This is a genomic window from Nocardia abscessus NBRC 100374 (assembly GCF_000308455.1).
Classification (GTDB): domain Bacteria; phylum Actinomycetota; class Actinomycetes; order Mycobacteriales; family Mycobacteriaceae; genus Nocardia; species Nocardia abscessus.
On sequence record NZ_BAFP01000099.1, the window covers coordinates 117,697 to 129,597 of the forward strand.

The 11,901-nt window shown below is 70.2% G+C and carries 8 protein-coding genes; 4 read left to right on the top strand and 4 right to left on the bottom strand.

Annotation, left to right across the window (positions count from 1 at the left end; genetic code table 11):
* Window positions 1–173 precede the first annotated feature (173 nt).
* Both ON19_RS19940 and ON19_RS19945 read left to right on the top strand, forming a co-directional pair.
* Window positions 174–6,494 carry a type I polyketide synthase gene (locus ON19_RS19940; RefSeq protein WP_043694801.1) on the top strand — a complete coding sequence of 2,107 codons (6,321 nt, stop codon included), beginning with the start codon at window positions 174–176 and terminating at the stop codon, window positions 6,492–6,494.
* 88 nt (window positions 6,495–6,582) lie between these two features.
* Entirely contained in the window at window positions 6,583–7,539 is a 957-nt protein-coding gene (locus ON19_RS19945; RefSeq protein ID WP_043694804.1) for a YihY/virulence factor BrkB family protein, read from the top strand.
* A gap of 166 nt (window positions 7,540–7,705) precedes the next feature.
* Here the strand turns inward: ON19_RS19945 and ON19_RS42025 are convergent, their stop codons facing one another.
* On the bottom strand, window positions 7,706–7,855 hold the full coding sequence (locus ON19_RS42025; RefSeq protein ID WP_157229763.1) for a hypothetical protein: 150 nt from the start codon (window positions 7,853–7,855) through the stop codon (window positions 7,706–7,708).
* A 401-nt stretch (window positions 7,856–8,256) separates the two neighbouring features.
* Between ON19_RS42025 and ON19_RS19950 the strand changes: the two genes are divergently transcribed.
* Window positions 8,257–9,180 carry a helix-turn-helix transcriptional regulator gene (locus tag ON19_RS19950; RefSeq protein WP_306307055.1) on the top strand — a complete coding sequence of 308 codons (924 nt, stop codon included), beginning with the start codon at window positions 8,257–8,259 and terminating at the stop codon, window positions 9,178–9,180.
* 50 nt (window positions 9,181–9,230) lie between these two features.
* Here the strand turns inward: ON19_RS19950 and ON19_RS19955 are convergent, their stop codons facing one another.
* The 3 genes from ON19_RS19955 to ON19_RS19965 all read right to left on the bottom strand — a co-directional run bounded on the left by ON19_RS19955 (window position 9,231) and on the right by ON19_RS19965 (window position 11,523).
* The gene (locus tag ON19_RS19955) at window positions 9,231–10,052 is read right to left on the bottom strand and encodes an RNA polymerase sigma factor SigF (RefSeq protein WP_051169081.1); all 822 of its coding nucleotides are present in this window, start codon (window positions 10,050–10,052) and stop codon (window positions 9,231–9,233) included.
* A 161-nt stretch (window positions 10,053–10,213) separates the two neighbouring features.
* Window positions 10,214–10,768, bottom strand: coding sequence for an STAS domain-containing protein (locus ON19_RS19960; protein ID WP_083899492.1), 555 nt, complete (start codon window positions 10,766–10,768; stop codon window positions 10,214–10,216).
* A 101-nt stretch (window positions 10,769–10,869) separates the two neighbouring features.
* On the bottom strand, window positions 10,870–11,523 hold the full coding sequence (locus tag ON19_RS19965; protein WP_043694906.1) for a PAS and ANTAR domain-containing protein: 654 nt from the start codon (window positions 11,521–11,523) through the stop codon (window positions 10,870–10,872).
* Window positions 11,524–11,588: 65 nt separating this feature from the next.
* On the opposite strand from ON19_RS19965, the gene ON19_RS43330 reads away from it, so the two are divergent.
* On the top strand, window positions 11,589–11,901 hold a 313-nt coding region (locus ON19_RS43330), incomplete at its 3' end, for a hypothetical protein (protein WP_218006451.1).

The following is an 11,901-nucleotide window of genomic DNA, read 5'->3' on the forward strand; positions in this document are numbered from 1 at the left end:
TTGTCGTCCGTTCCGCGACGAAACAGGATGCGCCGCGTTTGTCTCGGGATCGGATCATGCCTTCGCCACCGATGACCCCCCGGCTGCCGCACAGCCTGCGCACGGCCGGAGACTGACGGCATCCGGAGCTCGGGCGCAACCGGCCATTCGACCTGTGTGAAGGAGCACTATCCGTGTCGGACATCGCGATCGTCGGTATCGGCTGCCGCTACGCGGGTGGCATCGACTCACCGGAGTCGTTCTGGGACTTCGTCATCGGGAAGCGCGACGCGGTCACCGAGATTCCGGCGGACCGCTGGGACAACCGCCGCTACTATGATCCGGACCACCGCGCGCCGGGTCGCATGTACACCAAGCGCGCCGCATTCCTCACCACCGACCCGTGGGCTTTCGACCCCGACTTCTTCGGTATCTCGCCGCGCGAGGCGGCGGCCATGGATCCGCAGCAGCGACTCGTCCTGGAGGTGGCCTGGGAGGCGCTCGACGACGCGGGCATGGCGGGCCGCACCGCCGAGACCTCCGTGGGCGTCTACGTCGGAGCCTTCACCCTCGACCAGCTCGCGGTGGGGTTCACCGGCGCCGCGCTGCCGCACATCGACATGCACTCCGCCGCGGGCGCGTCGTACACCATGCTGTCCAACCGGATCTCCTATGCACTCGACCTCGACGGTCCCAGCCTGACCGTGGACACCGCCTGCTCGTCCTCGTTGGTCGCCCTGCATCTGGCCTGCCAGGCGCTGACCAACGGCGACTGCCGGACCGCGCTGGCCGGCGGTGTGAATCTGATGCTGCAACCGGGCACTTTCATCTCGATGTGCAAGGGCGGCTTCCTCGCCGAGGACGGGCGCAGCAAGGCCTTCGGGGCGAGCGCGGACGGCTACGGTCGCGGCGAGGGCGCGGGCATGGTGGTGCTGAAACCGCTCGCCGACGCCGAACGCGACGGCGACCGGGTCTACGCGGTACTGGCGGCGACCGGCGCCAATCAGGACGGACGCACCACCGCGATCACGGTTCCGAACGCCGACGCGCAGGAGGCGCTGGCGAGATCGGTGTGCGCGCGAGCGGGCATCGCACCGCACGAAGTGACCTACGTGGAGGCGCACGGCACCGGGACCCCGGTGGGCGACCCGCTCGAACTGCGCGCGATCGGTCGCGCCTACGGTGCGGTCGAAGGCCGTTCGACGCCCCTCCCGGTGGGGTCGGTGAAGGCGACCCTCGGGCACACCGAAGCCGCCGCGGGCATCGCGAGCGTCATCAAATCCGCGCTGGCGATCTCGCACCGCACGCTGCCTCCGCAGGGCTGGGTCGACGACGAGCTCAACCCCGGCGTCGACTTGGACAGGTTGCGGCTGACGATTCAGCGCGAGGCCGCGGCCCCCGCATCGCATGTCGACCGGATGACGGTGGCGGTCAACGGGTTCGGCTACGGCGGCAGCAACGCGCATGCCATCCTGCGGGAACACCGGCCCGGCCCGGCCGCGGCGGCACCGCTGCCCGCGCATCGCGGCGTGCTCGCCTTGTCCGCACACAGCGAGCAGGCGGTCCGCACGGTGGCGCGTGACCTCGCCGCACTCCTGGATCGCGGCGTCGACCTCGATCATCTCGCCGCAGCGGCGTGGACCAGGCGCAAGCACCACCCATTCCGGGTGGGACTTCCGTTCACCGACGCCGCCGAGCTGGCCGCCGACCTCCGCGGTCTCGCCGCGGGTGAGGGCACGGCGCCGGTACGCGTGACCGGAAACCCTGGTGCCGGACCGGTTTTCGTGTTCACCGGCATGGGCCCCCAATGGTGGGGCATGGGTCGCGACCTGCTGGCCGCCGACCCGGTGTGCGCTGCGGCGGCCGAACGCGTCGACATCGCGTTCACCGCGCTGGCCGGGTGGTCGATTCGCGCCGAGCTGGCCCGGCCGGAGGCGCAATCCCGGGTCACCGGGACCGAACTCGCGCAGTCCGCGAATTTCCTGCTCCAGGTGGCGCTGTTCGAAACCCTTGTGGCACAGGGCATCCGACCCGAAGCCGTCGTCGGTCACAGCGTCGGCGAAGTGTCGGCGGCGTATGTCACCGGTGTGCTGTCACTCGACGACGCGGTGGCGGTGGTCTACCACCGCGCCCGTTTGCAGGCGACCACCGCGGGCACCGGCGGCATGCTTGCGGTCGGGCTGTCCGCCGACCAGGCCGCGCGACTGATCGGCGACGGTGTGGAGGTCGCGGCGTACAACGGCCCCGCCTCCGTAACCCTTTCCGGCGCCGCGCACCGGCTGGCCGAGATCGCCGACCAGCTCGCCGAACGCGGCGTTTTCGCGAAGCGGCTCCAAGTGGAGGCGCCGTACCACAGCGCGCTGATGGATCCGATCCTCGATGAGCTGCGCACCACCCTGGCCACCCTCACGCCGCGCGAACCGACGATTCCACTTTTCTCGACCGTCACCGGCGCGGCGGTGACCGGCGCGGACTGGGACGCGGGCTACTGGTGTTCCAACGTCCGCGCACCTGTGCGCTTCGCCGACGCGATCCGCGCGGCGATCACCGCGGGTGGACGCGTGTTCCTGGAGATCGGTCCGCACCCGGTGCTCGGCGCGAACATTCGCGAGGTGCTGCTGCACAGCGGGAAGAAGGGCACCAGCGTGGCGACGCTCGACCGCAAGCAGCCCGACGACCACAGCATGCGCCAGGTGATCGCCGACCTGTACGCCGCGGGCGCGCTCGACGTCGGCGCGGTGATCGGCGAGACCCGCGCACCCCATCTGCCGCTGCCGAGATACCCCTGGCAGCGCGAGCGCCTGCGCGCCGACCTCCCGGAGTTCGGCAATCGACCGCACGGCACGCCCGGCGGGTACACCATGCTCGGCGACCCGAGCCCGGACCAGGAGCGGCACTGGACGGTCCAGATCGCCGCGGAGCTGCTGCCCTGGATCGACGACCACGTCATCGACGGCGCCCGGATCCTGCCCGGCACGGCCTATCTGGACGCGGCGCTGAGCGCGGCGGCCGTGGAGTTCGGCACGCCGGATACCGGCTGCGTGGCCGCCGTCGAGCAGGTCCGCTTCGTCGCGCCGCTGGTGATCGAGCGGGGTGAGGTCCCGGTCGTGCGACTGCGAGTCGAGGAATCGACGCGGCGGTTCACCATCCGTTCTCGCGGCGCGATCGGCGACACGTGGACCACGCATGCCACCGGCCGGCTGGTCGAAGGAGCGATCGACGCGCCCCGGATCGTCGTGCCGGACACCGCGGCGATGACATCAGTCGAGCCCGCCACGCTGTACGCCGGTCTCACCGCCACCGGCGTCGCGCACGGCCCCTCCTTCCGGCTGGTCCGCGCGGCATGGGTGGACGGCGACACCGTCGTGGCGACCGTGGACGCTGCCAGCGCGGTCGGCACCGGTCATCTGGCGCATCCGTGCGTGCTGGACGCCGCCTGGCAGGTCGTCTCGCTCGGCGACGCGGGCGGGCCGCGTCAGGTGGGCGCGATGATTCCGGTCGGTGCGGCCGCGGTGCGCATGTTCGCTCCCTTGCCGAGGCGCGCGGTCGTGGTCGCGCGGCTGACCGCGCCGCTGCGCGCCGACGTCACCGTGCTCGACGCCGGGCACGAGGTGGTGTTACAGATCGTCGGCGCGAAGTTCCGGGCCGTGCCGTTCGACGCCGGTCCGCTGCGCCGATTGGAACAGCTGTACTACGAGGAGCGCTGGACGCCGCGCGCTCCGATCGATCACTCCCCTCTGCCTTCGGCCGCGCACGCCCACACCGTGGTGGTGCCGCTGAAGGGCGCGCGGCGAACCAGGGTGGAGCAGATCACACGGAGTTCCATCCGCGCGGACGTGATCCACATCGGTTCGCTCGGCGCCGCATTCGAGGACGTACTGCGGGAGCGATTGCACGCGGCGCACACGGCGGAGGGCGTCGAGCGGATCCACGTGTGCGTGCTCGCGGGTACCGGCGCCGATCCGGTGGGTGAGCTGTGGCTGCTGAGCAGACTGGCGCTGATCGTCGAGCGCTTCGCCGATGCGACGCAGCCCGAGCCGCGCCCACCGACCGGCGACGGCTCCGTGCACGTCACCCTGGTCACCGAGCGCGCCTTCGTGCATCCCGACGACGCGGCACTGCCCGACCCGGATCACGCCGCGCTGGCCGGCGCCCGCCGCGTCCTGCTGAACGAGCAGCCGCGGCTGCGCTGGCGGCTGGTCGACGTCGAGCCGGACACCTCCGAGACCGACCTGCTCACCGAATTGGCTGTGCCGGGAGCGTTTTCGGCCGACGGCACCGACGAGGTCTTCCTCCGCGACGGCTTGCGCTGGTCGACGACCGTGGTGCGCGCACTGCCGGATCAGCTCGCGGCACTCGACCGGCCCGCGCCGTTGCTCGACGTGGAGGCCAACTTCACGCTGGACATCCCGCGCTCCGGGGCACTGTCCCAGCTCGGCTGGCGCCGCGCCGAACGGCGAGCGCCGGGCCCCGGCGAGGTCGAGGTGCGGATGGCCGCGGTCGGCCTGGGTTTCAAGGATCCGCTCAAAGTGCTCGGCGTCCTCGGTGCGGACGAGCTGACCGGAACGTATTTCGGCACCGCGCCGGGCATGGAGGGCGCGGGCACCGTGGTCCGGGTCGGCCCCGATGTCACCCGGCCGCGCGTCGGCGACCGCGTCGGCCTGGCCTCGCCGGGCATGATCGAGCGCTACCACGTGGCGCGTACCGAGGTCGTCGGCCCGGCCGCGGACGGCATGCGACCGGAAGTGTGCACCTCCACCGTCTCGCTGGTCACCGCCGAGTACGCGCTGCTGGATCTGGCGCGGCTGCGTTCCGGGGAGACGGTGCTGGTGCACGGCGCGGCGGGCGGCGTCGGCGCGGCGGCCGTCCAGCTGGCGAAACTGCACGGCGCCAGGGTGATCGGCGCCGCGAGCAACGACGAGCGGCGCGCCTACGTGCGGGCCCAGGGCGCCGACGATGTGCTGCACTCGCGGTCGCTGAACTTCGTCGACGACGTGCTCCGCCGCACCCACGGCCGGGGCGCGGACATCGTCATCAGTACCGCCCCCGGCGAGATCGTCCACCAGAACTTCGCCGCGGTCGCGGAGTTCGGCCGCATCGTGGAGATCGGCAAGGCCGACATCTACACCGGCGGCGTGCTCGACCTGCGCAACTTCGACAAGAACGTCGCCTACTTCTCCTTCGACCTGGACCGGATGCTGAAGCTGCGCCCCACCGAGGTACTCGCCCGCGTCCAGGCGGTCGGCGGCAAGCTCGCCGAGGGCACCTACCGCCCGCTGCCGTATCACTCGTTCGGCGAGCACGAGGTGTCCACCGCGTTCGAAGAAGCGCTGCGCTCCACTCGAATCGGCCGCGTCGCGCTCGACCTGACCGGCGCGGCTCCTCCGGTGCGTCCCTGCCCTGCCGAGGCATCCATCGATCCAGACGGCCGCTATCTGATCACCGGCGGACTCGGCGCCTTCGGGCTGGCCACCGCGCGCTGGCTGGTGCGGCGCGGCGCCCGGCACCTGGTGCTGGTCGGCCGCCATGGCGCCACCACCGCGGCCGCCCGCGCCCACCTGGAGCATTGGCGCACCGAAGGGGTCGAGGCGCTGGTCGAGCGGACCGACATCACCGATGCCGCCGCGGTCCGCGCGGTGATCGAGCGGGTGCACACGGCGCGGTCCCCGCTGCGCGGAGTCTTCCACGCCGCGGGTGTGCTGCACGATCAGCGCATCGCCGCCATGGACCGCGCCGGTCTCGCCGCGGTGTTCCGGCCGAAGCTGGACGGGGCGCGCGCAGTGGCCGCCGCGCTGGCCGCCGCCGAGGTGCGACCGGAAATGATCGTGCTGTTCTCCTCCGGCAGCGCGATCATGGGCGGCATCGGCCAGTACTCCTACACCGCGGCCAACCTGGCGTTGCAGTGCTTCGCCGACCAGCTGGCCCGCCGCGGCCAGCGGGTGCTGTGCGTCGCCTGGGGCGCGATGTCGGGCGGCGGCATGGTCGACTCCGACGAGACCGTGCGGCGCTACCTGCGCGTCGCCGGATTCGACGCGATCGACATGGACGAAGGCACCGAATACCTCGGCGAGGCTCTGCGGCTCGGGGTGCGTCAGGCGGCGATCATTTCCGTCGATTGGGGCAAGGTGGCGCCGGCCGCACCCCAGCTGGCCCGCACCCCGAGGGTGGCCGAGCTGATCGCGGCCGCCGCCGAGGACGATTCGGCCCTCGCCCGGCTGCGCGCGGAATTGACCGCCCTCGCCCCGGCCCAGCGCGCCACCGTCGTCGGCTGTCTGCTCGCCGAGCAGCTCGCGGACGTGATGGGCGTGGCGGCCGACTCCATCGATCCGGCGGTGCCGCTGCCCGAACTCGGCATGGACTCGCTGATGGCCGTCGAGTTCGGGGCGCTGGTGAGCAAGACGCTCGGCGTGGAGATCAACAGCATGCAACTGGGCCGCTCGTTCAGCCTGGCGCAGGCCGGTGCGCGGATCGCGGATATGGTCGTCGGCTCCGCGGACCGCGCTCACTGCCCCTGACACCTCGGCGTATCACCGAACACCACTGACGCGACGCCGGTTTCGAGGCCGGTACGCCGGGTATCCGGCGCGAGCGGGAGGTGTGAGAGTGGCGCAGAGTGCACAGAAGAAATTCGCGGCGAGACGGCGGCTGCGCGGGCCGGCGGATCTGCCGGGCCGGTCGTGGTGGGGCGTGGTGAAGCGATCGGTCCGCGAATTCCAAGAGGACAATCTCAGCGACTGGGCCGCGTCCCTGACGTACTACAGTGTGCTGTCACTGTTTCCGGGGCTGATCGTGCTCACCGCCGGGTTGGGCATGCTGGGACGCGACGACACCGGCGCGTTGGTCGACACCATCCGCGCGATCGGGCCGGGCAGCGGGACGGACCTGCTCGTCGACGCGGTGAACGACATACACGAAGCCCAAGCCCCGGCCGGTCCACTGGCGTTGCTCGGGTTGGCCTCCGCGCTGTGGACCGCGTCGGCCTACATCGGCGCGTTCATGCGCGCGAGCAACGCCATCTACGACATCGAGGAAGGACGACCGCCCTGGAAGACCGTGCCGGTGCGGGTGGCGCTGACCGCCGCGGTGGTCGCCTTGCTGGGCGTCTGCACGGTCGGCGTGGTGATCAGCGGTTCGCTGGCCGACCACGTCGGCCGCTGGCTCGGGCTCGGGCAGGTCGCGATCACGGTCTGGGGCATCGTCAAGTGGCCGGTGATGATGGCGCTGATCAGCCTGGTCTTCGCCCTGCTGTACTGGGCGGCGCCCAACGTGCGGCAGCCGGGGTTCCGCTGGTTGACGCCGGGTAGCGCGCTGGCCGTCCTGCTCTGGGCGGCAGCTTCCTGGGGTTTCGCGTTCTACGTGGGCCACTTCGGCTCCTACAACCGGGTCTACGGCTCCCTCGGTGGCGTCGTGGTCTTCCTCGTGTGGCTGTGGATCTCGAATATCGCGGTGCTGCTGGGCGCGGAAGTGGATGCCGAACTCGCGCGAGCGCGCAGTATCGCCCACGGCCATCCCGAAGATGCCGAACCTTACCTGCCTCCGCGCGACGACCCCGACGAATGACCAAGAGCGTCAGCCGATCCCGGTAGACAGCGCAGAGCGGAGCGCACCGAACGAACACCGGCGCGAACTCGCCGAAGCCGCCGGGCTCGAGGACCGGGAGAGCGCCGGTCGACGAACGCGAAGGTCCGCGCCACGGATGATCGCCGACCTTCGCGCCGCCGATTCGTCACCGCCGATCGGCTTCGGCGCTCTGGTCGGCCGCGCGGATCGCTTCGGCGAGTTCACCGCGCAGACGCTCGGCGGTCGTCTCGTCGCCCGCGTCCTCGGCGGTGGTGATGTCCTGCCGCAGTTGGGCGATCGTGTCCTGCAATGCCATGAGACCTCCTCGTCACGTTCTCGGACGGCTTCGATGGGAAAGGCGGCGATCCGCCCCTCCTGGTCAGGGTGGCCGCTCGAGCGAGGACGAAACACCGGCGGCCGGTCGCGACCCCGGAAACCTGCTCGCCTCGATCGGATACTGCGGTGAAAAGAGAGTCCTGAGATTGAACCCGGGGTAACCGGGTACTCATGATCACGATGTATCGGGGATTCCGGTCGCCGCTGCCTCGTTTGGTACCAACCGTGCTGACACCTGCCAGCACACCGAACGGTTGTGACCAGTCCGAATGCTGAGCACAGCCGCTCGGCCAACACCCTACGACGTGCTGGGCGGGATGCCGTATCCGAAACAGCAGAAGTGCCGCGCCGATGGAGTCGTTCACCTTTCGCAGCGACAGCTTGAGTGACACCGAAGAATTCCTCAATCGCAACTACACCACCATGCGGATCGGCAACAGCGCCGGGACACCGGTCCGGACCAGCGTCACACGGGACGTCCTCGGTCCCGTCAGCCTCGACGAGTTCGAGCTGGGCTTCGACATGAGCTATGACGCGCAGCCATTGGGCAGAATATGCCTGTGCCGGGTGAAGTCGGGCACGATCGAAGAGCACTACCGCGACGTCGGCACCGACTACTTCCATCCCGGGGATGTCGGACTGCTCACCCCACCGGACCTGCCGTATTCCGGGGTGATCCACCACGCCCGCTACAGCATCACGTTGTTCGACCCCGCTCTGCTCAGCCGGGTGGCGGCCACGAACCCCGATCACGACCTCGAACCTGTCCGGCTGACGGGGCACCGGCCGGTCTCCCCCGCGGCCGCCGGCCACCTGTCCCGGGTACTGGAGCACATGCGCGACCTCGCCACCGACCGCACCGCACGCGAGCAACCCCTGATCACCTCCACCGCCGCGCAGTATCTGGCTGCCAGCGTGCTGCACGCCCTGCCCAGCACCGCCCACACCGATCCGACGGCGAGCGACCGCAACGACGCCCATCCCGACACGGTGCGGCGCGCGCTGGCGTATCTCGAATCCCACGTCCGCGACGACATCGCCGTCACCGACATCGCCGCGGCCGCGTACGTCACCGTCCGTGCACTGCAATTGGCGTTCCGGCGCCACCTCGGCACCACGCCCATGGCGTATCTGCGGCGGCTTCGCCTGCGCGGTGCGCACGAACAACTACGCGACTGCTCGCCCGAGGACGGCCACACGGTCACGTCGATCGCGGCGGCTTGGGGCTTCGGCCACCCCGGACGATTCGCGACCGCCTACCGCGAGGCATACGGCCGAACCCCGCTGACGACGCTCAACGACTGATCCCTTAGGGCGCGATCGGCCAGCGCACCGCAGGACATCCGGTGCCGCGATCAGTCGCGCATGGCGCGTTCCCGAAGGTCGGCGATGGTCCGCGACAGGACCCGGGAGACGTGCATCTGGGAGACCCCGAGCACCTCGGCGATCTGCGCTTGCGTGCGCCCTTCGAAGAAGCGCATGCGCAGCACCCGCCGCTCCCGCTGGGGCAGTTCGGCGAGCAACGGCGCGACCGCCAGCGCCTCCTCGGTCAGTTCGTAGGAGGGGTCCTCCTCGCCGAAGGTCTCGGCGACCCGGACCGACGTGCCGCTGGTTTCGTCGTCCTCGACGACGGCGTCGATCGAGTTGGTGGAGTAGGCGTTGCCCGCCAGCAGCGCCTGCGTGACCTCCAGCAGGTCGATGTTCAGTTCCACGGCGATCTCCAGGGCGGTGGGCATCCGCTCCAGTCGCTGGCAGAGCCTCTCCACGGCGGGGCCGATGGTCAACTGGATCTCCTTGATCCGGCGCGGCACCCGCACGGCCCAGCTGTGGTCGCGGAAGTGGCGGCGCACTTCGCCCATGATCGTCGGGACGGCGAACGACAGAAACGACGGCCCACGAGCCGGGTCGAAGCGATCGACCGCGAGTACCAAGCCCACCGAGGCGATCTGGTACAGGTCGTCATAGTTCTCCCCCCGACCGACGAAACGGCGGGCGATGTGATCGGCCAGCGGCAAGCACCGGCGCACGATCTCTTCCCGCAACCGCGGGCGTTCGGGGTCGTCGTCGGTCATCCCGCACAATTTCTCGAGCCACGGTTCGATGCCGTCGTAGCTGTCGGTTCCGCGGCGCGCCCGGCGCGGAACGGCGGTTCTGTGCTTCGTGGTCGCCAGTGCCATGAGCTTCCTCGATTCGCCTTCACCTGCGGTCGACACGCTCACGCGATGGTGAACGATGCGACGATCGCCGAGTACCGCCCGACGACGATGTCAAGCGATGGCGGGCAGGTTTGTTCGTATAGTGGACGGCCGACGGTGTGGACGTTCGTTCGCGACGCAGCTCATCTCGCCTCGACGTCGCCGCGGCTGAGTCCCGCCACCGGAACAGTGCGGTCGATGATCCGCGTGCGCGGGGACTGCGCATTGTTTCCCGGACCACCTTTGGTCCGCCCGAGCGCGTCGTTCGGCCGCACGGCCCCGGGTGAGCGGCATTCGCGCGGCGGCTCGGCGGCGTGCGGCCCGGACACGCGGCACGCGAGGACCGGCAGGTTCTGCCGCACTGCCAGCACGTCCACGATGCGCGGCACCGGACCGTCGTCCGGCACGGTGATGCGGACGGCGACGTCCCCTCGCGCACCGCGTTCCGCCAAGCGCAACACCGCGCGCACGCCCGCGCAGGACAGGAAACTCACCCGGCAGAGATCGACGATGACCGAAGAGATCGACGTTGTGCCACAGTGGTTTTCGACAGCCTCGGCCAGCGCCGTGAACAAGCCGTCGGCGTTCGCCGCGTCCAATTCACCATACGTGATCAGAACAAGGCCGTCGTTGGTCCGGATGGTCTCCACGCCGTACTGACATGACATGCGCACCTCCGGCGGCGGGGTTTCGGGCACGAGACCGCGCGACTCCCAGGCTCTCAGGGCTCGGGGCCGGTGTCAGCGCGGCAGGCGAAGTCGTCCGGGGCGTCGGTCCGAAAAACGAAATCGCCTCGTGGTCAATCGCGGGGTATGCGGAGGTGGACCGTGAGCAGGATATGGTCGAACGCGGCGACCAGGTCCGGCGGTGGCGGCGGCACGAGGGGGAGTTCGGTGATCAACTGCTGGGCCAGCGCGCGCAGCTTGGTGTTGGTCTCCTGGGACCGCCAGCGCAGCACCTGGAACGCTTGATCGGCGCTGATCTGGTAGATGTTCATGAGCACCCCCTTCGCCTGCTCGATCACCGCGCGGTTCTCGTACAGACCGGGCAGGGTCGCGGCGAGCATGGCCTGGTGGGCCTCCTCCAGGGTGCCGGAGAGATCGACGTAGAAGCCGGAAGTGCCGACGGCGGTGCCGGTGTCGTCCAGGATGCGGTCGGCGACGACGAGCACGGTGTGTTCCTGGCCGGACAGGTCGATGAACCGATGCCGGCTGGAGAAAGGCTCGCCGTGGTCGATGGCGCGCGTGATGGTCTCGGCGACGTGCGTGCGGTCGTCGGGATGCTTGTGCGCGAGCAGCAATTGCGTTGTCGGTTCGATCTCGCCCGGCCGGTAGCCGTGCATGCGATACACCTCCGCGGACCACTCCCAGCGACGCGTGGCGAACCAGAACCGGAAGCTGCCGACGGCGGGCTGCTCGGCAGGCGACGAGCCGGTGGCGGTCAAGGGTGACATGCACGGCTGCGTGTGCTGAGTCATGAATGCGATGCCTCTCCGAAACACAAGGGGCTGGTGGCCGCGTGAGCCCGCGAACCGGCGCCATCCCTCGCGAGGAAGCGCACGGCCGTGGACGCGTTCGGCCGAAATATCCGCTGTTGACTCAACGGCCGGCGCACGGACACATCGTGTCGGCAGCCGGTGATTTGCCGACCCAGTATGTCATCCGCGTTCGGATCGAGCAGGCCGGACCCCGCGACGGCGCCGAACGGCATCGCCTGCCCATGCTTCCGGCGCGCGCGTGTTCGCTTGCATCGCAGGTGATGTCGCTGCGAAGGATGACAAGGTCGCCGTTTGCGGCCCACTGTTCGACGCTCGCGCAGGCGGCGTCGCGCC

Bases quoted from the DNA above. Each gene is read 5' to 3' on its own strand.
- ON19_RS42025 (WP_157229763.1), bottom strand. From the start codon at position 7,855: ATGGCATTGCAGGACACGATCGCCCAACTGCGGCAGGACATCACCACC.
- ON19_RS19955 (WP_051169081.1), bottom strand. From the start codon at position 10,052: ATGGCACTGGCGACCACGAAGCACAGAACCGCCGTTCCGCGCCGGGCG.
- ON19_RS19965 (WP_043694906.1), bottom strand. From the start codon at position 11,523: ATGTCACCCTTGACCGCCACCGGCTCGTCGCCTGCCGAGCAGCCCGCC.